Here is a 26263-nt window from a genome sequence, read left to right on the forward strand (position 1 = left end):
ACCCATTTCGGTCTGGGGGACTTCCAGGGACCGGTCAGGCCGCGAGCCGCTCCGCCTCCTCGACCGCTTCTTCCAACGTGTCCACGACAGGTACGCCGACCGCTTCCAGGCTCACCCGGCTGTGTGACCCGCCGGTGTACAGCACGGCCCGGGCCCCGACATGCAGCGCGGCCACGGCGTCGTCCGCCGCGTCCCCGATCACCACCGTGCGCTCCGGAGCCACCCCGCTCAGCGACGCCAGGTGCCGCACCATGTGCTCGGCCTTGCTGCCCCCCGACGGCCCGGTCCGCCCGTCCACCCGTATGAAGTGCGGCTCGATGCCGAACCCGCGCACCAGCGGCACGAGCTCCTCGTGCACGTACATGCTCAGGATCGACTGGCTGCGCCCCGCCGAGCGCCACCCGGCCAGCAGCTCCACGGCCCCCACCGTCAGCCCGCACGCCGTCCGGTGCTCGGCGTAGTACCGGTGGAAGACGTCGTCCATCGCCTCCCACTCGGCCTCGGTCGGCAGCCGCCCCATCAGCCGCTCATAGAACTTCGGCACCGGCACGCAGTACAGCTCCCGGTACTTCTCCAGCGTCAGCGGCTCCAGCCCCAGCTCGGCGAAGGCCGCGTTCGTCGCCCCGATGATCGCGTCGATGTCGTGGAACAGCGTCCCGTTCCAGTCCCAGACAATGTGCGCGCCCGTCTTCATCCCCATGCCTGAAAACGTACCCGCCCCCACTGACAATCAAGAGGACGGCGCCTCAACGCGCCCCCGGGAGCCGGTTCAGTCCCCGTGCCCGACCAGGTTCGCGATCTCCTGCGTGGCGAACCACAGCAGCTCGTGGTCCTCCGCCCCGTCCACGACGGACTGCGCGTCGTCGTCCCCGCCGTCCGCCGCCGGCAGCGCCTCGGCGGCAGCCGTCACATCGGCCTGGGCGTCCGCCGCGTCGACGTGCACCGACGCCGCCTGGCCCAACGGCACCGCGCCCGCGACCCGCACCTCGCCCGGCGCCGGATCGGGCCCCCGGCCGGGACCCGCGCTCACGGCCCGGTCGGCCACGTCGACGGCGATCACGACCCGGCGCCGCGGCGCCTCGGGCTCGGCCGCCAGCAGGCGCAGCGAGGCCAGCGCGGCCCGGCCGAGCGCCGCGTACTCCAGTTCCTCGGTGTCGTCGGAGACGTACCACTCGCGCAGCCCCGGCGTCACGGCGTAGGCGACGAACGGCCCGGCTCCCAGCTCGCCCGTCCTGTACGCCTCGGCGAGACCGGGGAGGGTCAGGGGCACGTAGACACGCATGGGCTGGCCGCTTTCGTGGTCGTGGTCGGGGGCTCCGAAGGGCCGCGGAAGGCTCCGGAAGGCCTTCAGGATACGTGCGGGGCGTCCCCTTTCGAGTCCCGCCCCGTGACGCCCGACGCGTCCACCCCGGGCCCGGAATTCACCCGGAGCACCCCCGCACTCATGGGCTCCACGCCTCCGACATCACCTGGATAGGTGAACATTCCGGCGCCCGCGACGCGGGTCCCGCTTCCTTGCCGCCGCCCCCGTCGGCCCCGTACAAGATCAGCACCCGAAGTTACTCCCCGGTATCCACCGGGCCCACGAAACGGGAACCCCCATGTACAAGGTCATGACCAGGACCCAGCCCCGCCCCACCCGCAACCGCCCCGACACCCACCGCCCCACCCCGACGACCGCACCCTTCCCGCCGGGGAGCACGACGCTCCCCGCCTCGGACGGCACTGCGCCGCGTACAGGGGCCGGCACCACACCCGGGGCCTCGGGCGGTGCGGCTTCACGCACGCCGGCCGACACCTCATCCCGCACCTCGGGCGACGCTGCGCCGCGCACACCCGCCGACACCACACCCCGCCTCCCGGGCCGCACTGCCCCAGGCACACCCGCCGGCCCCACACCCCGCGCCCTGGGCAGGACCACGTCGCACACACCGGACGACACCCCACCCCGCACCTCGCCCGGCGCCACCCCCAGCACACCCGCCGCCGCCACAGGACCACGTCATCCCGTGACCACAGCACCCGGCACCCTCGGCAGCACCCCACCCCGCTTCCCCACCCGGCGCGAAGCCGCACCGGCCGCCCCCGCCGGCGCAGCGCCTCCGCGTTCCCCCGGGAGTGGCCGGACCCGGCCTCCGGCCGCGGGCGGCCGTCCGCCGGCCTCCGCCCGTGCCAGGGCCTCCCGCACCCGCCCGTCGGACACGCGCCCGCCTACCCCCTCCGCGACCCGCACAGCACCCCGCAGGACCTCAGGAACGGCCACCACCCCGGCACACACGGCCGCCGCCGCCTCGGCCCCCGCCGAGGCCGGAACGGCCCCCGCCCACGCCGGACCGGCCCCCCACGTCCCCACCCGGGGTTCCCTCCCCGCGGCGATCCCCCAGCCCCTGCCCACCGACGTCTTCGCCGACCTCCTCGTCGCCGTGCTGAGCGGACACCGCCCCGTCCACTCGATGCTCCGGCACACCCGTGGCCGCGCCTACGACGAGCTGGCCTGGCTGGCCGAACGCGGCCCCCTGCGCACCCGCGGTGCCCGTCCCGTCGTCCGCGACATCGGCTACTACGAGCCCCGGCCGGGCGCCATCGAGGCCTTCGCCCGTGTCGGTGCCGGCGACCGGCTGCGCGCCATGGCCTTCCGCCTGGAACTCGGGCGGGACCGCCGGTGGCGCTGCACGGCGGTCGAACTCGGCGGCCCCCGCCCGCCTCGCCCGGAAGCCGACTGAGGCCGTCGCTCGACTGAGGCCGCTGAAGAAGCCGACTGAGGCCCCCGAAGCGGACTGAGGCCCCCGAAGCGGACTGAGGCCCTCGAAGCCGAAGGGCCGGACACCCTCAGGTGTCCGGCCCTTCAAGCCGCTACGGCGTTCAGCCGACCGTCACTTCTTGCGGCGCCCACGGCCCCGCGCCTGCTTGCGACGCTCGGCACGCGTCAGGCCGTCGGCCTCGGAGCGCACCGGCTCGCCGTCCTCGGTGAAGTCGCCCTCGATGGTGCCGCCCTCGCCGTCGACCGTCGGCGCGGAGAAGTGGAGGTTGCGCCGCTGCGGGACGTCGAGCCCCTTGGCACGGATCTCCGGCCGGGAGCCCGCCTGCGCCGGCACCGCGTCCTGCTTCTCCAGGTCGGCCACCGGCTTGGTGTCCTCGACCGGGACCTCCTCGACCTGCTGCTCGACCTGGACCTCCAGGTTGAACAGGTAGCCGACGGACTCCTCCTTGATGCCCTCCATCATCGCGGTGAACATGTCGAAGCCCTCTCGCTGGTACTCGACCAGCGGGTCCTTCTGCGCCATGGCGCGCAGGCCGATGCCCTCCTGGAGGTAGTCCATCTCGTAGAGGTGCTCGCGCCACTTGCGGTCCAGGACCGACAGCACGACCCGGCGCTCCAGCTCCCGCATGATCTCGGAGCCGAGCTGGTCCTCACGCGCCTGGTACTGGTCGTGGATGTCGTCCTTGATGGAGTCGCCGATGAACTCGGCGGTCAGCCCGGCACGGTCGCCGGCCGTCTCCTCCAGCTCCTCGATCGAGACGTTGCACGGGTAGAGCTGCTTGAAGGCGCCCCACAGCCGGTCTAGGTCCCAGTCCTCGGGGAAGCCCTCGGCGGTCTCGGCCTGGACGTAGGCGTCGATGGTGTCGTCCATGAAGTGCTGCACCTGCTCGTGCAGGTCCTCGCCCTCCAGGACGCGGCGCCGCTCGCCGTAGATGACCTCGCGCTGGCGGTTGAGGACCTCGTCGTACTTCAGGACGTTCTTACGCGTCTCGAAGTTCTGCTGCTCGACCTGCGACTGGGCGGAGGCGATCGCGCGGGTGACCATCTTGTTCTCGATCGGCACGTCGTCCGGGACGTTCGCCATCGACATCACGCGCTCGACCATCTGGGCCTTGAACAGGCGCATCAGGTCATCGCCGAGGGAGAGGTAGAAGCGGGACTCGCCCGGGTCGCCCTGACGGCCGGAACGACCGCGCAGCTGGTTGTCGATGCGCCGCGACTCGTGCCGCTCGGTGCCCAGCACGTAGAGCCCGCCGAGCTTCTCGACCTCGTCCTTCTCGTTCTTGACGGCCTTCTCGGCACGCTGGAGCGCCTCGGGCAGGGCGTGCGCCCACTCCTCGATGTGCTCCTCGGGGTCGAGGCCGCGCTGGCGCAGCTCCGCCTCGGCGAGGTCCTCCGGGTTGCCGCCGAGCTTGATGTCCGTACCACGGCCGGCCATGTTCGTGGCCACCGTGACGGCGCCCTTGCGGCCGGCCTGGGCGACGATGGTCGCCTCACGGTCGTGCTGCTTGGCGTTCAGCACCTCGTGCTGAATGCCACGCTTGCTGAGCTGCTGCGAGAGGTACTCGGACTTCTCGACGGAGGTCGTGCCGACGAGGATCGGCTGCCCCTTGCGGTGCTTCTCCTCGATGTCGTCGACGACCGCCTCGAACTTGGCGACCTCGGTCCGGTAGATCAGGTCCGACTGGTCCTTGCGGACCATCGGCCGGTTGGTCGGGATCGGCACCACGCCGAGCTTGTAGATCTGGTGGAACTCGGCGGCCTCGGTCATGGCCGTACCGGTCATGCCGCAGAGGCCGGGCTGTTCCTTCTCGTTGTGGTCGTGGCGCTTGTAGAGGCGGAAGAAGTTCTGGAGGGTGATCGTGGCGAGCGTCTGGTTCTCGTCCTTGATCGGCACCGCTTCCTTCGCCTCGATCGCCTGGTGCATGCCCTCGTTGTAACGGCGGCCCGCGAGGATACGTCCGGTGTGCTCGTCGACGATCATGACCTCGTCGTCGATGATGACGTAGTCCTTGTCCTTCTTGAAGAGCTCCTTGGCCTTGATGGCGTTGTTCAGGTAGCCCACCAGAGGGGTGTTCACCGACTCGTAGAGGTTGTCGATGCCCAGCCAGTCCTCGACCTTGGCGACGCCGGACTCGTGGATGGCGACCGTGCGCTTCTTCTCGTCGACGTCGTAGTCGCCGGTCTCCTCGATGCCCTTGAGCGGCTGGCCGGCCTCGCCGCGCTTGAGACGCTTCACCAGCTTGGCGAAGTCCCCGTACCACTTGGTGGCCTGGTCGGCCGGGCCGGAGATGATCAGCGGCGTACGGGCCTCGTCGATGAGGATGGAGTCGACCTCGTCGACGATGGCGAAGTTGTGGCCGCGCTGGACGAGCTCGTCCTGGGACCAGGCCATGTTGTCGCGCAGGTAGTCGAAGCCGAACTCGTTGTTCGTGCCGTACGTGATGTCGCAGGCGTACTGCTCGCGGCGCTGAGCCGGCGTCATGTTGGCGAGGATGCAGCCGACCTCGAGGCCCAGGAACCGGTGGACGCGGCCCATCATCTCGGAGTCGCGCTCGGCCAGGTAGTCGTTGACCGTGATGATGTGGACGCCCTTGCCGGACAGGGCGTTCAGGTACGCCGGCAGGGTGCCGACGAGGGTCTTGCCCTCACCGGTCTTCATCTCGGCCACGTAACCCATGTGCAGGGCCGCGCCACCCATCATCTGCACGTCGTAGTGACGCTGGCCGAGGACGCGCTTGGCGGCCTCGCGGACGGTGGCGAACGCCTCGGGCAGCAGGTCGTCCAGGGTCTCGCCGTCGGCGTAGCGCTGCTTGTACTCATCGGTGAGGGCGCGCAGCTCGGCGTCGGAGAGGTCGACGAAGTCCTCTTCGATGGAGTTGACCTGGTCCGCGATGCGGTGCAGCTTGCGCAGGATCTTGCCTTCGCCTGCACGCATGAGCTTCGAGAGGACGGACACGGGGGTTGGTCTCCTTGCCGGTCGGGCCTGGGACGGTCGGTTACCACTTGACTTACTGAGCAACGGCCATCGTATGCGAGGACCCCACCGCGCCGGGAGGGCCTGCCGTGACGGCGACAGTCCGCTGCTTCGATTCTGCTTCACGTCTGCGTCGAGATTCACGTCTGCTTCAAAGGGGACAACGTGCGGCCCCCTCGGATAGTGCCGCACCCCTCCACCGAATTGCACAACCCGTGACCACCTCTTCACCGAGGGCAAACACGAGACATCGCGCCCGGCATCCGAGCAGAATCGCCCGATGGAACCCGTCACCCTCACCACGGACCGTCTCCTGCTGCGCACGGTGGGGCCAGAGGACACCGACGCGGTGTACGAGGCCTGCCAGGACCCCGACATCCAGCGCTGGACCACGATCCCCTCGCCCTACCTGCGCGAGCACGCCCAGAGCTTCACGGAACAACTGGTCCCGGACGGCTGGAGGGACGGCTCCATGTTCACCTTCGGCGTCTTCCTGCACTCCGGGGAACTGACGGGCATGCTCGGCATCACGATGCGCACCCTGGGCATGGGCGAGATCGGCTTCTGGGCCGCCAAGCAGCACCGCGCCAACGGCTACGTCACCGAGGCCGCCATCACCGCCTGCCGCTGGTCCTTCACCCGCGCCGCGCTCGACCGCGTCGAATGGCGCGCCGAGGTGGGCAACCGGGCCTCCCGCGCGGTGGCGGAACGGGCGGGCTTCACGATCGAGGGCACGCTGCGCTCCGCGGCGAACAACAAGGGAGTACGACGGGACACCTGGGTGGGCTCGCTGCTCCCCTCGGACATGGGCCTGCCCTCGACCGCCCCGTACCTGCCGGCCCGCTGACCTGCCCGGCCGTCCCGGCGAATCCGCAGGCCACCCCTCGTTGTCAGTCCCACCCCCTACGCTGCGCCCATGACCACCCCTCGCCCCCTCGCAGACCTCTCCGCGGACGAGGCCCGCAGAATCGTGCTCCGCGCCCAGGGCTTCATCGGCGCGCCCGACCGCCGTTCCGGTGTCCGTGGCATCCTCCGCCACCTGGGCGCGATACAGCTCGACACCATCTCGGTCCTGGCCCGCTCCCATGAACTCGTCCCGTACGCGAGGCTGGGCGCGGTCGGCCGCAGAACGGTGGAAGACGCCTACTGGCAGGACACGCACTCCTTCGAGTACTGGTCCCACGCCGCCTGCATCCTCCCCATCGAGGAGTGGCCCCACTTCGCCTTCCGCCGCCGCGCCTACCGCAACCGCCCGCACTGGAACCACGACTTGCCCGACGGCGTGTACGACCAGGTCATCAAGCAGCTCCGCTCCGAAGGCCCCCTCACGGCGACGGAGTTGGGCGGCGCGAAGAAGACGAACGACTGGTGGGACTGGTCCGGCTCCAAGGTCGCGGTGGAACGCGCCCTGATGTACGGCGAGGTGGTCTGCGTGGAGCGCCGCGGCTGGAAGCGCATCTACGACCTTGCCGAGCGCGCCGTGCCCGACGATCTGCTGCACGACGAGCTCGACGACACCGAGTGCCTGCGCCGCCTGGTCGGCCTGGCGGGCCGGTCCCTGGGGGTGGGCACCCGCGCGGACATCGCCGACTACCACCGCCTCAAGGGCGAGCAGGTCGACGCGGTGATCGCCGAATCGGGCCTGGTCCCGGTCTCGGTCGAGGGCTGGGGCAAGCCGGCGTGGGCCGATCCCGCGGCTCTGGAGACGCCCCCGCGCGGCCGCCACCGCACGACGCTCCTGTCGCCCTTCGACTCCCTGATCTGGGAGCGGGCGCGCACGGAGCGGATCTTCGGATTCACGCACCGCCTGGAGGCCTACGTCCCCAAACAGAAGCGGATCCACGGCTACTTCGCGATGCCGGTCCTGGCCGGCGGCCGTCTGGTCGGCCGTGTGGACCCGGCCCGCGAGGGCCGCACGCTGGTGGCCAAGCAGGTCACCCTGGACGGCCCGAAGGCCGTCCCGGCCGTCGCCCAGGCCCTGGCCGAGGCGGCGACGTGGGTGGACTGCACGGACGCCCGCGTGGAACGCGTCGACACCCCGGAGCTTCGCGAGCCCCTGGCGCAGGAACTCGCCCGCCTTCTCGGCTGAGACCGCGTCCTAGCGGATCTCGAGGATCTTCTCCCGCATCGCGTACACCACCGCTTCCATCCTGGAGTGCAGTTGCAGCTTCTCCAGGATGTTGCGGACGTGGTTCTTCACGGTGTTCTCGGAGATGAACAACTCCTTGGCGATGTCACGGTTGTTCATTCCCGTCGCGACGAGCTTGAGGACTTCCAGTTCGCGGTCGGTCAGGCGCGGCGCGGGCACCAGCCGGCGTTCGTCCGTGCGCTGGATCATCGACTTGAACTCCGTGAGGAGTTTCGACGCCATGGACGGGCTGATCTGCGACTGCCCGTCGGCCACCGCGCGAATGGCGGTGGCCACCTCGTCCGTGGAGATCTCCTTGAGGAGATAGCCGGTCGCTCCCGCCTTGATGGCGTCGTAGAGATCGGCTTCCTCGTCGCTGATCGTCAGCATGATGATCTTGGCGCTGGGTGCCACCTCCTTGATGGAGGTGCACGCCTCGATCCCGCCCCGCTTGGGCATCCGCACGTCCATCAGGACGATGTCGGGCAGCAGGTCGGCGGCCTTCTCGACGGCCTCGGCGCCGTCGCCCGCCTCCCCGATGACCTGGATGTCCTCCTCGGCCGCGAGCACGATCTCCAGGCCCCGGCGGAACAAGGCGTGGTCGTCCACCACAAGGACTCTGATCGGTTCCTTGCGTGGAGTCCCCGAGTCCGGGCCCATGCCGACGACGCCGTCGTCGGCATCCTCGTCACGCATCGGTCCGAAGCTGTCCGCCATCGTTCCTCCCCCTGAAGGCTGTGGCCTGAGGTCCTGAGCCATCGCCAACCCAGAGCAACGACCCACCGGTTGGGCCGTGGCCACCATGATTTCATGCCCGGACGGCACCGGGGTGCCGGAGCGGGGCGCGAAGTGGTCGCACGGGGGTGCCCCTGGGGGCGCACACGCGCTCCAGGGGCACCTGTTCCGCTGTCACCCGGCACGGTCAGCCGCCGAGCGCACCGCCAGCGTCGGGGGCGTGCGCCTGGGTGACCATCGTGTCCGTGCTGAGGTGGATCACGCCGTAGTCGTAGGCGTGTCGTCGGTAGACGACACTCGGTTCCTTGGTCTCGGAGTCGACGAACAGGTAGAAGTCGTGCCCGACCAGCTCCATCTCGTAGAGAGCCTGGTCGAGGGTCATGGGTGCTGCGACGTGGGTCTTCTCGCGGACGACGATGGGGCCGTCACCCTGCACTTCCAGCGAGCCGATCTTCTTCGTGGGTACGGCCTCGGGCTCCTCCTCGGGAGCCGGCACCAGGCCGTTTCCGTTGAGCGTCGCCACGCCCGGGACGTGGTCGGCGACCTCGGCGGCCGGGATCCGGCGCGCGCCACGGCGCGAGTACCGCTTGTCGTGCTGCCTGCGCAGCCGTGCCTCCAGCTTTTCCGCCGCCAGGTCGAGCGCCGCGTACGGATCGCTCGCCGCTGCCTCCGCCCGGATCACCGGGCCGCGGGAGCGGAGCGTGATCTCCACTCGGTCACAGCGGTCGGCCTGCCGGGGGTTGGGCTCCTTGGACACCTCGACGTCGAGGCTGATCACCTTGCCATCGAGCTTCTGGATCTTCTCCAGCTTCAGCTTCTCGGCCACGTGCTTCCGGAACCGCTCGGGCACCTCGGTCTTGCGGCCCTTGACGACGATGTCCACGCAGAACTCCGTTCCCGGATCGCTCCGCTGCGGTGCGGAGCGTCTCCCTTTTGCACCAGGCTCCGGTGAGTCCCGGAACCTCGGACTCGGTGACTTCCACCTCCTCCCCCGCGAGCGAGATCTCCACTCCACCGGCGCGAGTGATGAAGAAAAACTCGCGGCACGGCATTCGGATTCGAGAGGTGTGGCCTGCGGCTTTCCCTCTTCAACCGAACATATCTCGCCCGGACGGATGTCGTCACCCTCTACTGCGGCGTACCTCCGTTCAGGTGAATAGGCCCTCTCGTTACCTGCAACGACACAAGATCTCAGTCAGTTCCGGTTTATTTCGAAAGAGTCCGGTGTTGCCGCGACCACTGCCGCGCACAGCACCTCGACGACTCCGCCGACGTCGTCCGCGCCCGCGTTCACCTGCCGGGCGGGCCGCCGGCCCATCCTCTCCCGCCTTGATCCGACGTTCTGTTCCTCTCTGCTTTCCCACGTCTCTCCCGCATACACGGCCGAAGTGCATGAGGCGTTCGGAATCGGCCCCGTCATCCCGAAAGCGGCCCGCCGCCCGCCCGAGGCCGCCCGCACGGCACGCGCGGCCTCCGCCAGGGAGGCCCCGGTGGTCATCACGTCGTCGACGAGGACGACCGGGCCCCCGGAAAGCAGCCGGGCGCCGCCGGGAGCCACCGCCAGCGCGCCCGCGAGATTGTCCAGCCGCTGCCGGGAGTTGAGCCCCGATTGGTCGGCCACGGCCCGGCGCTGGCGCAGCACGCCGGCCACCCGGGCCGGAAGCCCCCTCCGCCGCAACTCACCCGCGGCCGCGAACGCGATCCGCCGCGCCGGATCATGCCCCCGGGCCCGCACGGCCCGCCGCCCGGACGGCACCGGCACGAGGAGCACAGGAGCCCTGCCGCCCGGGGGCAGGGCCCCTCCGGCCCGCGCCGGAGCCCGGGTGTCCCGCACTCCCGCCCGTACGGCTTCCGCCAGCGCCGCTCCGAGCGGTCCGGCGAGCGCCAGGGCGCCCCGTTCCTTGTGGGCCAGCAACGTCGCCCGGACCTCGTCCGCGTACCGGGCCGCCGCGTGCACCGCGGGAAGCCCGGGCGGCTCCGGCACCGGCCGCACCCGCCGCACCGCACTTCCGCCCAGCACCGCACGGCACCGCGCGCACAGCACCGTACGAGGCACCCCGCAACCCCCGCACTCACCCGGCAGCACCAGGTCGGTCAGGTCCTGCCACCACCGCCGCATGACCACCACTGTGCCCCGGCGGGCGAGGCCCGGCCACCCCTGTGGACAACCGTGGGCGACCGCCTGTGGACAACCAGCCGCCCCGTCACCGGCTTATCCCCCACACGAGTGACGCCCCGCAGAAGCCACAGGAGCCACAAGCCGGAGGCGACGAGCACCGGCCCCACGGCACGCCCCCCGAACACCCGGCGGCCGCCCCTCCCGAGTCCGGCCTCGGCAGGAGCGGCCGCCCACATCCAGCACGCCCGGCCACACCTGCCACCGGGGGCGCTCACAGCTCACCCCGGATAGACCGGCGCCGTCCCCTCCGTCACCTTCTGCCACTGCTCGCCCGACGGCAGGCGGACGATGCCGTCCACCGAGTACGCCACCAGCGGCAGCTGGTCGTCCTCGGCGGCGGTGACCTCCTTGACGCCGGTCAGGGCCGCGGGCGCCGGCACGTCCGGGGTGGAGCCGTCGACCTGGACGTACCGCATCTGCTCGACGCCCCCGTGCTCGCGCCCGACCACCACGAGCCGGCTGTCACCGGCCCACGACATGGTGGTGACCTCCTCCAACTCCGGCGTCGCGGAGCGCAGTTCCACCACCCTGACGGCCGGCTTCTCACCCGGCTTCTCGTCCCGCTCGATCAACCCGACGAGCAGGGTCTTCTTGCCGCCCTTCTCCACCACCAGCGCGATCCGCACCCCGTCGGCGGCGACCCGCACGGACTGGACCCGTCCGTCCAGGTGCGGCACACGCACCTCCAGCGGATCGCCCTTGCCCTCCTCGAAGAGGAGCAGCCGGGGACGGTCGGGGTCGCGGTCGGCCACCCACAGGCCGTCGTCCGCGTCCCAGCTGGGGGGCGTCAGCCGGTCCTTCTCGGACCGGCCCTGGCTGCGCAGCACCGGCTCGCCCAGCGAACCGCCCGAGACGAGCGAGCCCACGTACAGCGACCGCCCGTCGAGGCTGACGCCGGCCGCGGTGTGCTCGTCACGCGACACCGCCACCGACCGCAGCGCCGTGTCACCCTCGCCGAGGGCGCCCGGCGCCGGGTCCGGCTCGTTGCCGCTGCTGCCCGCGGCGATCCGTACGAGCCGGTGCTTGCCGTCGACGAAGTACAGGTAGTCGGGGTGCCGCGCCGAGCTGCGGGAGGCCGCCGAGTCGGCCCCCTCCTGCGTGAGCGAGCACAGCTCCGCCCCTCCGGCCCGCAGCTCGACCTCCTCCACCGCGGGGCTGAGGTTGCGCAGCGTGAAGAGCATCTGGGCGGCCATCTCCTCGCACCGGTTGGTGCCGATGCCCTCCGCCTTGTCGTTGAGCGGGACCGTCAGCTTGCTCCGGTCGTCCGGCGTCAGCGCGCCGGCGTCCTTCGCCAGCGCCGTGCCGGTGGGGAAGCTTGATCTGACCACGGGTCCGAGCCACCGCGTGGGCCCGCTGAGCAGGGAACTCACCATCTGCGTCATGGGCTCCACGCGCCGGCGCACGTAGACGGGGTCGGCGACCGCCGTGGGCCGCGACTTCGATCCGGCCGCGTCGGTGTTCGAGGCGAAGTAGTACTTGCTGACCGACATGTAGTTGCGCTGGAAGTCCGACTCGCCGATGACGACGCCCTGCGGCAGCGCGTCGATCCGCCACTGCCGCTTGTCGTCCTGCGTCAGGTGCACGCTCCTGCCGTACGCCCCGGTCGCGGGCGCGTACGCCTGCTGGGAGTCGACGGTGGCGACCTTGGTGCCGGTCAGCATGTACGAGATCTCGCCGGTGTCCTCCCCGCCGCCGCCGGGCTCGGGCTTGGCACCCGGCCCGTCCGTCAGCACCGTGGCGGACGCCTCGGGCCGCCACGTCTTCGCGGCGTCGCCGGTCAGGTACTGGCGCGCGGTCTTGTAGTGCGGATCGTCGCTGGTGAGCGCCTCCAGGAAGCCCTGCACGATCTCCGAGGGCGACGCATCCTCCCCCGGCGGCACGGCGAACACCTGCACCTGGGTCTCCTGGCGCGGTGTGGACTCCACGCCCCGCAGATCCCCGCTGTCCGGCATCGAGGCACACCCCGCCAGCACCAGAACGCCACCGGCGGCGTACGCCATCACGCGCGCGGGCCTGCGCCGGCCGCGCCCCTCGCGGTCAGCGCCCACGAGATGCCTCCCCTTGCCTGTCCACGTCTCCGGGGCCGGTCGCCCGGCTGCCCGTTCCCGCAGAGTGGTCGTCCTCGTCCCGCGGCCCGTTCACGACCGGATCCCGCCCGGCCCCGCCGTCGGCACCACCCTCGCGCCCCGCCCCCTCCGGGCGACCCACGCCGTCGCCGGGAGCCTGCTGCTCCGCTCCCGCCGGTTCGTCCTGCCGGCGCGTGCTTGAGGCAGGCCTGGGCACCACACGTGAACCATTGCCGGGCAGCGCCGTCGGATCGGCCGTAGGGGCGCTCCGCGGCGGTATCGGGTCCCGCTTCGCCCCCTGCGACACCGGCCCGCTCACCGGCTGCGCCGGCACGGTCGCCCGCTTCTCGCCGTCCCCGCCGCCGCACGGCAGACCGGCGTCGTCGAGTCCGCGGTTGCGCCGGGAGTCCTTGGGTTCCAGCGGTATCGGGGAGCCCCGCAGCGGCTCGTCGGCGGTCCTGGGCAGCGTCAGCCGGAACTGCGAACCGCCGCCCGGCTCGCCCCACGCCTGCAGCCAGCCGCCGTGCAGCCGCGCGTCCTCCAGGGCGATGGACAGCCCCAGGCCCGTGCCGCCCGTGGTACGCGCGCGTGCCGGGTCCGCCCGCCAGAAGCGGCTGAACACCCGGGTCGCCTCGCCCGGCTTGAGCCCGACGCCGTAGTCCCGCACCGCCACGGCGACGGCACCGCCGGCCGCGGCGAGCCTGACGACGACGTCCCTGCCCTCGCCGTGCTCGACGGCGTTGACCACGAGGTTGCGCAGCACCCGCTCCACGCGCCGGGCGTCGGCCTCGGCGACCACGGGCTGCTGGTCACCCAGGATCCGGATCTGCGTCCCCTTGCGCTCCGCGAGCGGCTCGGCCCCGCTGACCACCCGCCGTACGACGTTTCTGAGGTCTATCGGCTCCGCCTCCAGCGCCGCGGCGCCCGCATCGAACCGGCTGATCTCCAGCAGGTCCGCGAGCAGCGACTCAAAGCGGTCCAGCTGGTCCGCGAGCAGCTCCGCCGACCGCGCGGTGATCGGGTCGAAGTCCACCCGCGCCTCGTGGATGACGTCCGCGGCCATCCGTACGGTCGTCAGCGGCGTCCGCAGCTCGTGCGACACGTCCGACACGAACCGGCGCTGCATCCGCGACAGGTCCTCCAGTTGGCTGATCTTCAGCTGGAGGTTCTGCGCCATCTTGTTGAAGGCCTCGCCGAGCCGCGCGATGTCGTCCTCGCCGGTGACCTTCATACGCTCCTGGAGCCGCCCGGCCGACAGCCGCTCGGCGATCCCCGCCGCCATCCGCACCGGCGTGACGACCTGCCGCACGACGAGCCAGGCGATGGCCCCCAGCAGCACGACGACGAACAGCCCGGCCGTCGCCAGCGTGCCCTTGACCAGGCTCAGCGACTTCTCCTCCTGGGTGAGCGGGAAGAGGTAGTACAGCTGGTACGGGTCACCGTTGGGGTCGTCGACCTGCTGGCCGATGACCAGGCCCGGCTGGGAGTCCTTGGTCGGGTTGTTGTAGGTGATGCGGGTGTAGCTCTGCGCGGCCGTCGTACTGTGGCCGATCCGCTCACGCAGGTCAGCGGGCACGCTCCTGTTCCAGTCCACCTCGCCGGAGGCACGCTGCCCGCGGCCGCCCGCCCCCTCCCCGTCGGTGGCCGGAAGCGTCACGACGTCGAAGGCGCCCTGGCCCCCGCTGGACAGCGAGGAGACGAGGTCGCTCATCCACGGGGTGACGTTCTGCGCGGGACGCCCGACCGACGTGCTGCCGTCGTCGCCGGTGCCGCTCGCCGCCTCGTCGGCCCGCTGCTTGGCCACCGCGAACCCGCCGGTGGCCTGGCTCTGGGACGCCTTCACCTTGGCGTCCAGCAGGCCGTTGCGCACCTGCCCGATGACGACGAAGCCCAGCAGCAGCACCACGCCCAGCGACATCAGCAGCGTCGTGACGACGACCTTGAGCTGGATGTTGCGCCGCCACAGCCGCATGACGGGCAGCAAGGGCCGGCGCACCCACCGCATGAACAGGCGGATGACCGGGCTGCCCTGGACTCCGCCCTGGAGCAGCAGCCCGCTCTCCAGGAACCGTCCCCAGCGGGAGCCGGGCTTCTTCCGCCCGACAGGCCGCTCCGGGCGGGCCCCGGACCGGCCGGGCGCCGAAGCGGCACTGTCGCCGGACATGTCAGCTCGGCCCTGCCTTGTATCCGACACCACGGACGGTCACCACGATCTCCGGCTTCTCCGGGTCCTTCTCGACCTTGGAGCGCAGCCGCTGCACATGGACGTTGACCAGCCGCGTGTCCGCCGCGTGCCGGTAACCCCAGACCTGCTCCAGCAGCACCTCGCGCGTGAACACCTGCCACGGCTTGCGCGCGAGCGCGACCAGCAGGTCGAACTCCAGCGGCGTCAGCGCGATCGACTGCCCGTCCCGCTTCACGGAGTGCCCCGCCACATCGATGACCAGGTCACCGATGGCGAGCTGCTCCGGAGCGGGCTCCTCCGACCTCCGCAGCCGCGCCCGGATCCGGGCCACCAGCTCCTTCGGCTTGAACGGCTTCACGATGTAGTCGTCGGCGCCCGACTCCAGGCCCACGACGACATCGACCGTGTCGCTCTTCGCCGTCAGCATCACGATCGGCACACCCGACTCCGCCCTGATCAGGCGGCACACCTCGATGCCGTCGCGGCCGGGCAGCATCAGATCGAGCAGCACCAGGTCGGGCTTGGCCTCACGGAACGCGGCCAGCGCCTTGTCCCCGTCGGCCACGAACGACGGCTCGAAACCCTCACCACGCAGCACGATGCCGAGCATCTCGGCCAGTGCGGTGTCGTCGTCGACGACAAGGACTCGTCCCTTCATAAACGACATCATCCCATTCTCATAACAGTGGCGAAGGCAGTGGTGAGGTAGGTCACCGGCCAGTGACCATAGTCGCAGCAAGCGCTACTGTCTGCCCTCGCCGGCCCGTAGATGATCTCCAGCAGGACGGAGAGGCGAAGGTGCCGGAGCCCGCCGCCGGCCCGTGCACCCCGTGCAGCGCCCCGCTCAGCCCGCCGCCACCCGGCGTGACCGCGCACACATCTCGGCGAGTGCCTCAGCCGTCACAGGCGAAACAGCGCCCTCCTCCGTGACGATCGCCGTCACCAGCTCGGCCGGAGTCACGTCGAACGCCGGGTTGTACGCCTGCGTCCCCAGCGGCGCCACCGGAATCCCACCACCCGCCTCCGCACCGACCACCGGCACCTGCGGCGCCGTCACCTCGGTCACCTCATGCCCAGGCCGCTGCTCCACCTCGACGGACGCCCCGTCCGCCGTGTCCAGATCCACCGTCGTCACCGGCGCCACCACGATGAACGGCACATGGTGGTACCGCGCCAGCACCGCCAGCGGATAGCTCCCGACCTTGTTCGCCACCGAACCGTCCGCCGTGATGCGGTCCGCCCCGATCAGCACCGCGTCCACCTCCCCCGCGGCGAACAGCGACCCCGCCGCGTTGTCCGTGAGCAGCGTGTACGCCATCCCGCTGCGAGCCGCCTCGTACGCCGTCAGGCGAGCGCCCTGCAGCAACGGCCGCGTCTCGTCCACCCACAGCCGCCGCAGCCGCCCCGTCCGGTGCGCCGCGAGCGCCACCGCGAACGCCGTCCCCTCGCCACCCGACACCAGCGAACCGGTGTTGCAGTGGGTGAGGACCCGGTGCCCGCCACCGGGCAGCAGCTCGTCCAGCAGCGCCAGCCCGTGCTCGGCCATCCGCCCACTGGCCTCGGCGTCCTCCCGGTGCAGCTGCCGCGCCGCGGCCAGCGCCGCCGCGGCCGCCTGCCGGACGTCCCCGCCCTTGGCGAGCGCCGCGTCGTGCGCCGAGTGCGCCCGGCGCACACCCACAGCCAGGTTCACCGCGGTCGGCCGGGCACCCGCCAGCGCGGCCGCCGCCTCGTCCACGTCGAAGCCCCGCATGGCGGCGAGCGCGACGCCGTAGGCCCCCGCGATGCCGAGCAGCGGCGCCCCGCGCACCGACAGCGAGCGGATCGCCTCCACGAGTGCGGACGCGTCCGTACAGACCAGTTCGACCTCCTCGGCCGGCAGCCTCGTCTGGTCCAGCAGGACCAGAACCGGGCCTTCCGGTGGCTCTTCCCAGCGGATCGCAGGGATCTCGGTCGGCCGCTTGTCATCGCCGCTGTGCGCGTACTGATCAGCCATGCCGTCAGTCTGCCCCCAATCGAGCGGACAATTGAAGGTACGCAGCCCATACCGCGGCCGGTCACTCCAAGACCACCCCATGGCACGATGGCTGCCAACCTGCCGCCGCGACCGCGGACGGGCACCGTGAAGGAGCGACGATGAACGACACTCCGGGCTGGGCCTCGCCCGGATCCGCCCCGTCCGACGGGCAGAAGCCGGACCACTCCGGCCCTGCCGAGCCCACCGACCGCCCCGCCCCCGCACAGCCCGCGGACCAGCCGGCCCAGCCCGGCCAGGCCCCGCAGGGCCCCGGCCCGCAGTGGTCCAAGGAGCAGCCGCCACCGGCCCAGTGGTCCGCCCCCAGCGGCCCGGCCGCACCCGGCCAGGCGCCCCCGCCCCCACCCCCCGGCCCGGGATGGGGCAACCAGCCCCCCGGCGGCTACGGCCCCGCAGGTCACGCCGGATACGGCGCGCCCGGACCTCACGGCGGCTGGGGAAGCGGCTGGGGCGGGCCCCCGCCCGCCGCCAAGCCCGGCATCATCCCGCTCCGCCCGCTCGGCGTCGGCGAGATCCTCGACGGCGCGGTCTCCACCATGCGCACCTACTGGCGCACGGTCCTCGGCATCTCCCTGACCGTCGCCGTCCTCACCGAGTTCATCGTCGTCCTGTTCCAGGGCCTCGTCCTGAACGACTCCAGCACCGAAGCCCTCAACGACCCCAGCGCCACCCTCAGCGAGCTGAGCCGCGCCATGGGCGACGCCATGCTCAGCTCCAGCGTCGTCTTCGTGATCTCCCTGGTCGGCACCGTCATCGCGACCGCCCTGCTCACCACCGTCACCAGCCGCGCCGTGCTCGGCAAGTCGGTGACCATCGGCGAGGCCTGGCGCGACGCCCGCCCCCAGATCCTCAAACTGTTCGGCCTCATCTGTGTGTTGCTGCTCATCACCGTCGGCGTCGTCACCGTGGGAGCCCTGCCCGGCCTCCTCGTGACCATCTCCGGGAGCAGCGGCCCGGGCGTCGCCCTCACCGTCCTCGGCATCATCGGCGCCGGCATCGTCGCCCTGTGGCTGGCCATCCGCTTCTCCCTCGCCTCTCCCGCCCTCATGCTGGAGAAGCAGGGCATCAAGAAGGCCATGAGCCGCTCCGCGAAGCTCGTCCAGGGCACCTGGTGGCGGATCTTCGGCATCCAGCTGCTCGCCACGCTCATCGCGAACGTCGTCGCCTCGATCATCGTCATCCCCTTCACCCTCCTCGCCGCGGCCCTCAGCGGCGACGGCCTCACCGGCTGGCTCAGCACCGGTGTCGGCAGCCTCGGCTGGACGTTCCTCATCATCAGCGGCATCGGCTCGGTGATCGGCTCCATGATCACGTTCCCGATCACGGCCGGCGTCACCGTGCTCCTCTACATCGACCAGCGCATCCGCCGCGAGGCCCTCGACCTCGAACTGGCCCGCGCCGCCGGTGTCCAGGGCTACGGCTCCACCGCCCCCGGCGCCACCCCGGGGAGCTGATGCGGTGAGCCGGGCGGGGGACCTTCTCACAACGGCGCTGCCACGCGCCGGCATACGGACGCTGCTGCGCGCCGGCGACACCTCCCTGCTGTCGCCGGCCCGCTCCGCCGACGAGCCGCCCCTCACCACCCCGCGCGACCCCGCGCGCGAGGCGGCCCGGCGCGAGCTGTCCAAGCGGATGTACCACGAGAACGACCCCAGCCTGTTCCAGCGCGCCCTCGATGCCTTCTGGGACTGGCTCGGCAAGCTCCTCAACGCCGCCTCGACCGCCACCCCCGGCGGCACACTCGGCCTGGTCGTCGTCATCCTGGCCGTCATCGCCGTCCTCGCCGCCCTGTGGTGGCGCCTGGGCACCCCGCGCCGCCAACCCACCTCGTCCGCAACCCTGTTCGACGACCGCCCCCGCAGCGCCGCCGACCACCGCGCCACCGCCGAGGCACACGCCGCCCAGGGCCACTGGAACCAGGCCGTCCAGGAACGCATGCGCGCCCTCGTCCGCGCCCTGGAGGAACGCGCCCTCCTCGACGTCCGCCCCGGCCGCACCGCCGACGAGGCCGCAGCCGAAGCCGGCCGGGCCCTGCCCGCCCACACCGACCGACTGCGCACCGCCGCCCGCGACTTCGACGACGTGACGTACGGCGGCCGCTCGGCGACCGAGGAGTCGTACCACCGCATCGCCGAACTCGACCACGACCTGGAACGCACCAAGCCCCAGCTCGCGACGAGCAGCGCCACCACGGCCCCCAACACCCGCCAGGGAGCCGCCGAATGACCACCGAGGCCACCCTCACGTCCACCTCGGCCTCGCCCACCGCCCGCCAGGTGTGGACCCGCGCGCGCGGTATCGCACTCGCCCTCGTGGTACTCCTCGCGGGAGCCGTCGCCATCGCCGTCGTCCGCTCCGACGCCCGCCACGGCGAACTCGACCCCCGCTCGGCCGACCCGGGCGGCAGCCGCGCCATCGCCGAACTCCTCGCCGACCGGGGCGTGGACACCCGCGTGGTCACCACCCTGGACGAGGCAGCCACCGCGGCCGGCCCGGACACGACCCTCCTGGTCGCCGCCCCCGACCTGCTGACCCCCACTCAGCAGACCCGGCTGCACAACGCGTTCTCCGACTCCCGCGGCCGCACCGTACTGGTCGCCTCCGGCAGCGCCTCCATCGAACGGCTCGCCCCCGGCGTCACCGCCGACCCCGCCACCAGCCTCGACTCGACGCTCTCCCCCGACTGCGCCCTGCCCGCCGCCCAGCGCGCCGGCACCGCCGACACAGGCGGCGTCCGCTACACCACCACCCACCTCGGCGCCGACGCGTGCTACCCCAGCGAACGCCTGGCCACCCTGCTGCGCATCCCGGACGGCACAGGGGACGGCGACACCATCGCCCTGGGCGCGCCCGACATCCTCCTCAACGACCACCTCGACGAGCAGGGCAACGCCTCGCTCGCCCTCCAACTCCTCGGCTCCCGCCCCCATCTGGTCTGGTACCTCCCCTCGCTCTCCGACACGTCGGCCACCAGCCCCGACGATGAACGCAGCTTCTTCGACCTGCTCCCTTCGGGCTGGCTCTGGGGCACCCTGCAGCTCTTCATCGCCGCGGCCCTGGCCGCCCTCTGGCGGGCACGCCGGCTCGGCCCCCTCGTGCCCGAAAAACTCCCCGTCGCGATCCGCGCCTCCGAAACCGCCGAAGGCCGCGCCCGCCTCTACCGCAAGACCGACGCCCGCGACCGCGCGGCCGACGCTCTGCGCTCCACCACCCGCACCCGCCTCGCCCCCCTCGTAGGCGTCCCCCTCACCCAGGCGCACACGCCCGAGGCCCTGCTCCCCGCCCTGTCCGCCCACCTCCACGGCGTCGGCCAGGACCAGCACGCCCTCCTCTTCGGACCACCGCCCCGCGACGACGCAGCACTCATCGCACTCGCCGACCGACTCGACGCCCTCGAAAGAGAGGTACGCCGTCCATGATGGACCCGACCACTGACAACGCCGGGCCGAGCGGGAACCCGGGCACCGCCCGAGACGCCCTGGAGGCCCTGCGCGCCGAGATCGCCAAGGCCGTGGTCGGCCAGGACCCCGCCGTCACCGGTCTCGTCGTCGCCCTGCTCTGCCGCGGCCACGTCCTCCTCGAAGGCGTCCCCGGCGTCGCCAAGACCCTCCTGGTCCGCGCCCTCGCCTCCGCCCTCGAACTCGACACCAAGCGCGTCCAGTTCACCCCCGACCTCATGCCGAGCGACGTGACCGGCTCCCTGGTCTACGACACCCGCAGCGCCGAGTTCTCCTTCCAGCCCGGCCCGGTCTTCACCAACCTCCTCCTCGCCGACGAGATCAACCGCACGCCCCCCAAGACCCAGTCGTCCCTCCTGGAGGCCATGGAGGAACGCCAGGTCACCGTCGACGGCACCCCCCGCGCCCTCCCCGACCCCTTCCTGGTCGCAGCGACCCAGAACCCGGTCGAGTACGAGGGCACCTACCCCCTCCCGGAAGCCCAGCTGGACCGCTTCCTCCTCAAACTCACCATCCCCCTCCCCTCCCGCCAGGACGAGATCGACGTCCTCACCCGCCACGCCGAGGGCTTCAACCCCCGCGACCTCCACGCCGCCGGCGTACGCCCCGTAGCGGGCCCCGCCGACCTGGAGGCAGCCCGCGCAGCGGTCGCCAAGACGACCATCTCGCCGGAGATCACCGCCTACGTCGTCGACATCTGCCGCGCCACCCGCGAGTCGCCCTCCCTGACCCTGGGCGTCTCCCCCCGAGGCGCCACGGCCCTCCTGGCCACCGCCCGCGCCTGGGCCTGGCTGACCGGCCGCGACTACGTCATCCCCGACGACGTGAAGGCACTGGCCCTCCCCACCCTCCGCCACCGCGTGCAACTCCGCCCGGAGGCTGAAATGGAAGGCGTGACGGCCGACTCCGTCATCAACGCGATCCTCGCCCACGTCCCCGTCCCCCGCTGATGGCGCTCACCGGACGCGCCGCCCTCCTCGCGGCCCTGGGCTCCCTCCCCGTCGGCATCTGGGAGCCCAGCTGGACGGGCATCCTGGCGGTCAACGCTCCCCTGGCCGTGGCCTGCGCCTGCGACTTCGCGCTGGCCGCCCCCGTACGCCGCCTGGGCCTGACCCGCTCCGGCGACACCTCCGTACGCCTCGGCGAGACGGCGGACGTGACCCTGACCATCACGAATCCGTCCCGCCGCCCCCTCCGTGCCCGACTCCGCGACGCCTGGCCCCCCAGCAGCTGGCCGCCCGGTACGGAGACAGCAGCCTCCCGTCACCGCCTCACGGCCCCCCCGGGCGAACGCCGCCGCGTGACCACCCGCCTACGCCCCACCCGCCGGGGCGACCGCCAGGCCGACCGCATCACCATCCGCTCGTACGGCCCTCTGGGCCTCTTCTCCCGCCAGGGCACCCACCGGGCCCCTTGGACGGTCCGCGTCCTGCCGCCGTTCACCAGCCGCAAGCACCTCCCCTCCAAACTGGCCCGCCTCCGCGAACTGGACGGCCGCACCAGCGTCCTCACCCGCGGCGAAGGCACGGAGTTCGACAGCCTGCGCGAGTACGTCCCCGGCGACGACACCCGCTCCATCGACTGGCGCGCCACAGCCCGCCAGACCACGGTCGCCGTACGCACCTGGCGCCCCGAACGCGATCGCCACATCCTTCTGGTCCTCGACACCGGCCGCACCTCGGCCGGCCGCGTGGGCGACGCACCACGCCTCGACGCCTCCATGGACGCGGCCCTCCTCCTCGCAGCCCTCGCCTCCCGCGCCGGCGACCGCGTGGACCTCCTCGCCTACGACCGCAAGGTCCGTGCCCTCGTCCAGGGCCGCACGGCAGGCGACGTCCTTCCCGCCCTGGTCAACGCCATGGCCATGCTGGAGCCGGAGCTCGTCGAAACGGACGCCCGAGGCCTCACAGCGACCGCTCTCCGTACGTCCCCCCGCCGCTCCCTGATCGTCCTGCTCACCACGCTGGACGCCGCTCCCATCGAAGAGGGCCTGCTCCCGGTCCTCACTCAGCTCACCCAGCGCCACACGGTGCTGCTGGCGTCCGTGGCAGACCCGCACATCACGGAAATGGCCACAGCACGCGGCAATGCCGACGCGGTCTACGAGGCCGCGGCAGCTGCCCAGGCCCAGTCAGAGCGTCACCGCACAGCAGAACAACTCCGCCGTCATGGCGTCACGGTCGTCGATGCCACCCCGGACGACCTGGCGCCGGCGCTGGCGGACGCGTACCTGGCATTGAAGACGGCCGGACGCCTGTAAAGCAGCGAGCCCCCGAAAGGGGGCTCTTAAACGCAGAAAACCCCCGCGTCCGAAGATGCGGGGGTTTCCCAAAAATTGTTCGGCGGCGTCCTACTCTCCCACAGGGTCCCCCCTGCAGTACCATCGGCGCTGTAAGGCTTAGCTTCCGGGTTCGGAATGTAACCGGGCGTTTCCCCTACGCTATAACCACCGAAACACTATGAAACTGTCGAACAATGCCGCACCACACCGTGACCATGGCATGGGGCCGTTCGTGGTTTCAGAACCAACACAGTGGACGCGAGCAACTGAGGACAAGCCCTCGGCCTATTAGTACCGGTCAACTCCACACGTTACCGTGCTTCCATATCCGGCCTATCAACCCAGTCGTCTACTGGGAGCCTTACCCTCTCAAGGAGGTGGGAATACTCATCTCGAAGCAGGCTTCCCGCTTAGATGCTTTCAGCGGTTATCCCTCCCGAACGTAGCCAACCAGCCATGCCCTTGGCAGAACAACTGGCACACCAGAGGTTCGTCCGTCCCGGTCCTCTCGTACTAGGGACAGCCCTTCTCAATATTCCTACGCGCACAGCGGATAGGGACCGAACTGTCTCACGACGTTCTAAACCCAGCTCGCGTACCGCTTTAATGGGCGAACAGCCCAACCCTTGGGACCGACTCCAGCCCCAGGATGCGACGAGCCGACATCGAGGTGCCAAACCATCCCGTCGATATGGACTCTTGGGGAAGATCAGCCTGTTATCCCCGGGGTACCTTTTATCCGTTGAGCGACGGCGCTTCCACAAGCCACCGCCGGATCACTAGTCCCGACTTTCGTCCCTGCTCGACCCGTCGGTCTCACAGTCAAGCTCCCTTGTGCACTTACACTCAACACCTGATTGCCAACCAGGCTGAGGGAACCTTTGGGCGCCTCCGTTACTCTTTAGGAGGCAACCGCCCCAGTTAAACTACCCATCAGACACTGTCCCTGATCCGGATCACGGACCCAGGTTAGACATCCAGCACGACCAGACTGGTATTTCAACGACGACTCCCCCTGAACTGGCGTCCAGAGTTCACAGTCTCCCAGCTATCCTACACAAGCCGAACCGAACACCAATATCAAACTGTAGTAAAGGTCCCGGGGTCTTTCCGTCCTGCTGCGCGAAACGAGCATCTTTACTCGTAGTGCAATTTCACCGGGCCTATGGTTGAGACAGTCGAGAAGTCGTTACGCCATTCGTGCAGGTCGGAACTTACCCGACAAGGAATTTCGCTACCTTAGGATGGTTATAGTTACCACCGCCGTTTACTGGCGCTTAAGTTCTCAGCTTCGCCCAGACGAATCTGAGCTAACCGGTCCCCTTAACGTTCCAGCACCGGGCAGGCGTCAGTCCGTATACATCGCCTTACGGCTTCGCACGGACCTGTGTTTTTAGTAAACAGTCGCTTCTCGCTGGTCTCTGCGGCCACCCCCAGCTCACCGAGTAAATCGGATCACCGAGTGTGGCCCCCCTTCTCCCGAAGTTACGGGGGCATTTTGCCGAGTTCCTTAACCATAGTTCACCCGAACGCCTCGGTATTCTCTACCTGACCACCTGAGTCGGTTTAGGGTACGGGCCGCCATGAAACTCGCTAGAGGCTTTTCTCGACAGCATAGGATCATCCACTTCACCACAATCGGCTCGGCATCAGGTCTCAGCCTTGTGTGACCGGATTTGCCTATCACGGCCTACACCCTTACCCCGGGACAACCACCGCCCGGGATGGACTACCTTCCTGCGTCACCCCATCACTCACCTACTAACCGCTTGGTTCAGCGGCTCCACCACTCCCCTTTGCCCGAAGGCTCCAGGGCGGCTTCACGGCCTTAGCATCACGATGCTCGATGTTTGACGCTTCACAGCGGGTACCGGAATATCAACCGGTTATCCATCGACTACGCCTGTCGGCCTCGCCTTAGGTCCCGACTTACCCTGGGCAGATCAGCTTGACCCAGGAACCCTTAGTCAATCGGCGCACACGTTTCTCACGTGTGAATCGCTACTCATGCCTGCATTCTCACTCGTGAACCGTCCACAACTACCTTCCGGTGCTGCTTCACCCGGCACACGACGCTCCCCTACCCATCCACACAGGCGTTGGCCCTATTGTGTGAATGACACGACTTCGGCGGTACGCTTGAGCCCCGCTACATTGTCGGCGCGGAATCACTAGACCAGTGAGCTATTACGCACTCTTTCAAGGGTGGCTGCTTCTAAGCCAACCTCCTGGTTGTCTCTGCGACTCCACATCCTTTCCCACTTAGCGTACGCTTAGGGGCCTTAGTCGATGCTCTGGGCTGTTTCCCTCTCGACCATGGAGCTTATCCCCCACAGTCTCACTGCCGCGCTCTCACTTACCGGCATTCGGAGTTTGGCTAAGGTCAGTAACCCGGTAGGGCCCATCGCCTATCCAGTGCTCTACCTCCGGCAAGAAACACACGACGCTGCACCTAAATGCATTTCGGGGAGAACCAGCTATCACGGAGTTTGATTGGCCTTTCACCCCTAACCACAGGTCATCCCCCAGGTTTTCAACCCTGGTGGGTTCGGTCCTCCACGAAGTCTTACCTCCGCTTCAACCTGCCCATGGCTAGATCACTCCGCTTCGGGTCTTGAGCGTGCTACTGAAACGCCCTATTCGGACTCGCTTTCGCTACGGCTTCCCCACACGGGTTAACCTCGCAACACACCGCAAACTCGCAGGCTCATTCTTCAAAAGGCACGCAGTCACGAGAAAGCAAGCTTCCATCCGACGCTCCCACGGCTTGTAGGCACACGGTTTCAGGTACTATTTCACTCCCCTCCCGGGGTACTTTTCACCATTCCCTCACGGTACTATCCGCTATCGGTCACCAGGGAATATTTAGGCTTAGCGGGTGGTCCCGCCAGATTCACACGGGATTTCTCGGGCCCCGTGCTACTTGGGTGTCTCTCAAACGAGCCGCTGATGTTTCGACTACGGGGGTCTTACCCTCTACGCCGGACCTTTCGCATGTCCTTCGCCTACATCAACGGTTTCTGACTCGTCCCACGGCCGGCAGACCGTGGAAGAGAGATCCCACAACCCCGCATACGCAACCCCTGCCGGGTCTCACACGTATACGGTTTAGCCTCATCCGGTTTCGCTCGCCACTACTCCCGGAATCACGGTTGTTTTCTCTTCCTGCGGGTACTGAGATGTTTCACTTCCCCGCGTTCCCTCCACTTGCCCTATGTGTTCAGACAAGGGTGACAGCCCATGACGACTGCCGGGTTTCCCCATTCGGAAACCCCCGGATCAAAGCCTGGTTGACGACTCCCCGGGGACTATCGTGGCCTCCCACGTCCTTCATCGGTTCCTGGTGCCAAGGCATCCACCGTGCGCCCTTAAAAACTTGGCCACAGATGCTCGCGTCCACTGTGCAGTTCTCAAACAACGACCAGCCACCCATCACCCCGCCCTCTACAGGCGAGTTCACT

At 69.9% G+C, this 26263-nt stretch carries 18 protein-coding genes and 2 rRNA genes; 8 read left to right on the forward strand and 12 right to left on the reverse strand.

The genetic code is table 11. From position 1 onward, the window contains the following. Positions 1-34: 34 nt before the first annotated feature. Together RFN52_RS15610 and RFN52_RS15615 are read right to left on the reverse strand one after the other, a co-directional pair. Positions 35-700: an HAD family hydrolase gene (locus RFN52_RS15610; protein ID WP_033308238.1), complete on the reverse strand. Its 666-nt coding sequence runs from the start codon at positions 698-700 to the stop codon at positions 35-37. A 69-nt stretch (positions 701-769) separates the two neighbouring features. Next, on the reverse strand, positions 770-1282 hold the full coding sequence (locus tag RFN52_RS15615) for a DUF6912 family protein (RefSeq protein WP_184846998.1): 513 nt from the start codon (positions 1280-1282) through the stop codon (positions 770-772). Positions 1283-2009: 727 nt separating this feature from the next. Here RFN52_RS15615 and RFN52_RS15620 point away from each other — a divergent pair. Further along, positions 2010-2723 carry an Rv3235 family protein gene (locus RFN52_RS15620; protein WP_311240961.1) on the forward strand — a complete coding sequence of 238 codons (714 nt, stop codon included), beginning with the start codon at positions 2010-2012 and terminating at the stop codon, positions 2721-2723. 150 nt (positions 2724-2873) lie between these two features. On the opposite strand, the gene secA is transcribed toward RFN52_RS15620, so the two are convergent. After that, positions 2874-5720, reverse strand: coding sequence for a preprotein translocase subunit SecA (gene secA, locus RFN52_RS15625; protein WP_184847000.1), 2847 nt, complete (start codon positions 5718-5720; stop codon positions 2874-2876). A gap of 298 nt (positions 5721-6018) precedes the next feature. Between secA and RFN52_RS15630 the strand changes: the two genes are divergently transcribed. Together RFN52_RS15630 and RFN52_RS15635 are read left to right on the forward strand one after the other, a co-directional pair. Next, entirely contained in the window at positions 6019-6585 is a 567-nt protein-coding gene (locus tag RFN52_RS15630) for a GNAT family N-acetyltransferase (protein WP_184847003.1), read from the forward strand. Between the two features lie 69 nt (positions 6586-6654). Next, complete coding sequence (locus RFN52_RS15635; protein WP_184847005.1) at positions 6655-7827, forward strand: winged helix-turn-helix domain-containing protein; 1173 nt, start codon at positions 6655-6657, stop codon at positions 7825-7827. A gap of 9 nt (positions 7828-7836) precedes the next feature. On the opposite strand, the gene RFN52_RS15640 is transcribed toward RFN52_RS15635, so the two are convergent. The 7 genes from RFN52_RS15640 to mtnA form a co-directional block, all read right to left on the reverse strand. After that, positions 7837-8583, reverse strand: coding sequence for a response regulator (locus tag RFN52_RS15640; protein WP_107455305.1), 747 nt, complete (start codon positions 8581-8583; stop codon positions 7837-7839). 205 nt (positions 8584-8788) lie between these two features. Further along, entirely contained in the window at positions 8789-9484 is a 696-nt protein-coding gene (gene hpf, locus RFN52_RS15645; RefSeq protein ID WP_062927201.1) for a ribosome hibernation-promoting factor, HPF/YfiA family, read from the reverse strand. A gap of 312 nt (positions 9485-9796) precedes the next feature. After that, positions 9797-10720 (reverse strand): ComF family protein, encoded by a 924-nt coding sequence (locus tag RFN52_RS15650; RefSeq protein WP_184847007.1) that lies wholly within the window; start codon positions 10718-10720, stop codon positions 9797-9799. Between the two features lie 278 nt (positions 10721-10998). Beyond that, positions 10999-12828 (reverse strand): LpqB family beta-propeller domain-containing protein, encoded by a 1830-nt coding sequence (locus RFN52_RS15655; RefSeq protein ID WP_184847009.1) that lies wholly within the window; start codon positions 12826-12828, stop codon positions 10999-11001. Continuing rightward, positions 12818-15010: an MtrAB system histidine kinase MtrB gene (gene mtrB / locus RFN52_RS15660; RefSeq protein WP_229856330.1), complete on the reverse strand. Its 2193-nt coding sequence runs from the start codon at positions 15008-15010 to the stop codon at positions 12818-12820. Before mtrB ends, RFN52_RS15655 begins: the two co-directional genes overlap by 11 nt. Before the next feature lies 1 nt (position 15011). Beyond that, entirely contained in the window at positions 15012-15701 is a 690-nt protein-coding gene (mtrA, locus tag RFN52_RS15665; RefSeq protein WP_009188938.1) for a two-component system response regulator MtrA, read from the reverse strand. A gap of 174 nt (positions 15702-15875) precedes the next feature. Continuing rightward, a complete protein-coding gene (gene mtnA, locus RFN52_RS15670) occupies positions 15876-17024 on the reverse strand; it encodes an S-methyl-5-thioribose-1-phosphate isomerase (RefSeq protein WP_184847011.1) in 1149 nt (382 codons plus the stop codon). A gap of 140 nt (positions 17025-17164) precedes the next feature. Between mtnA and RFN52_RS15675 the strand changes: the two genes are divergently transcribed. From RFN52_RS15675 to RFN52_RS15695, 5 genes are read left to right on the forward strand one after another with little or no spacing between them, the layout of a single operon-like run. Next, positions 17165-18517: a glycerophosphoryl diester phosphodiesterase membrane domain-containing protein gene (locus tag RFN52_RS15675; RefSeq protein WP_184847013.1), complete on the forward strand. Its 1353-nt coding sequence runs from the start codon at positions 17165-17167 to the stop codon at positions 18515-18517. 4 nt (positions 18518-18521) lie between these two features. Then, on the forward strand, positions 18522-19289 hold the full coding sequence (locus tag RFN52_RS15680) for a DUF4129 domain-containing protein (RefSeq protein ID WP_184847015.1): 768 nt from the start codon (positions 18522-18524) through the stop codon (positions 19287-19289). Then, positions 19286-20482 carry a DUF4350 domain-containing protein gene (locus RFN52_RS15685; protein WP_184847018.1) on the forward strand — a complete coding sequence of 399 codons (1197 nt, stop codon included), beginning with the start codon at positions 19286-19288 and terminating at the stop codon, positions 20480-20482. The genes RFN52_RS15680 and RFN52_RS15685 overlap by 4 nt, the downstream gene beginning before the upstream one ends. Then, complete coding sequence (locus RFN52_RS15690) at positions 20482-21471, forward strand: AAA family ATPase (RefSeq protein WP_184847020.1); 990 nt, start codon at positions 20482-20484, stop codon at positions 21469-21471. Before RFN52_RS15685 ends, RFN52_RS15690 begins: the two co-directional genes overlap by 1 nt. After that, complete coding sequence (locus RFN52_RS15695) at positions 21471-22781, forward strand: DUF58 domain-containing protein (protein ID WP_184847022.1); 1311 nt, start codon at positions 21471-21473, stop codon at positions 22779-22781. The genes RFN52_RS15690 and RFN52_RS15695 overlap by 1 nt, the downstream gene beginning before the upstream one ends. Positions 22782-22858: 77 nt before the next feature. On the opposite strand, the gene rrf is transcribed toward RFN52_RS15695, so the two are convergent. Together rrf and RFN52_RS15705 are read right to left on the reverse strand one after the other, a co-directional pair. After that, a 5S ribosomal RNA gene (gene rrf, locus RFN52_RS15700) occupies positions 22859-22975 on the reverse strand. Positions 22976-23070: 95 nt separating this feature from the next. Next, a 23S ribosomal RNA gene (locus RFN52_RS15705) occupies positions 23071-26184 on the reverse strand. Positions 26185-26263: the final 79 nt, after the last annotated feature.

Source organism: Streptomyces collinus (assembly GCF_031348265.1).
Classification (GTDB): Bacteria; Actinomycetota; Actinomycetes; order Streptomycetales; family Streptomycetaceae; genus Streptomyces; species Streptomyces collinus.

Excerpts from the sequence above, each read along its gene's own strand:
- RFN52_RS15675 (WP_184847013.1), top strand. The coding sequence starts at position 17,165 with ATGAACGACACTCCGGGCTGGGCCTCGCCCGGATCCGCCCCGTCCGAC.
- RFN52_RS15685 (WP_184847018.1), top strand. The coding sequence starts at position 19,286 with ATGACCACCGAGGCCACCCTCACGTCCACCTCGGCCTCGCCCACCGCC.
- RFN52_RS15690 (WP_184847020.1), top strand. The coding sequence starts at position 20,482 with ATGGACCCGACCACTGACAACGCCGGGCCGAGCGGGAACCCGGGCACC.
- RFN52_RS15615 (WP_184846998.1), bottom strand. The coding sequence starts at position 1,282 with ATGCGTGTCTACGTGCCCCTGACCCTCCCCGGTCTCGCCGAGGCGTAC.
- RFN52_RS15695 (WP_184847022.1), top strand. The coding sequence starts at position 21,471 with ATGGCGCTCACCGGACGCGCCGCCCTCCTCGCGGCCCTGGGCTCCCTC.
- RFN52_RS15635 (WP_184847005.1), top strand. The coding sequence starts at position 6,655 with ATGACCACCCCTCGCCCCCTCGCAGACCTCTCCGCGGACGAGGCCCGC.
- RFN52_RS15640 (WP_107455305.1), bottom strand. The coding sequence starts at position 8,583 with ATGGCGGACAGCTTCGGACCGATGCGTGACGAGGATGCCGACGACGGC.
- mtrB (WP_229856330.1), bottom strand. The coding sequence starts at position 15,010 with ATGTCCGGCGACAGTGCCGCTTCGGCGCCCGGCCGGTCCGGGGCCCGC.
- RFN52_RS15630 (WP_184847003.1), top strand. The coding sequence starts at position 6,019 with ATGGAACCCGTCACCCTCACCACGGACCGTCTCCTGCTGCGCACGGTG.
- RFN52_RS15650 (WP_184847007.1), bottom strand. The coding sequence starts at position 10,720 with ATGCGGCGGTGGTGGCAGGACCTGACCGACCTGGTGCTGCCGGGTGAG.
- mtrA (WP_009188938.1), bottom strand. The coding sequence starts at position 15,701 with ATGATGTCGTTTATGAAGGGACGAGTCCTTGTCGTCGACGACGACACC.
- RFN52_RS15610 (WP_033308238.1), bottom strand. The coding sequence starts at position 700 with ATGGGGATGAAGACGGGCGCGCACATTGTCTGGGACTGGAACGGGACG.
- mtnA (WP_184847011.1), bottom strand. The coding sequence starts at position 17,024 with ATGGCTGATCAGTACGCGCACAGCGGCGATGACAAGCGGCCGACCGAG.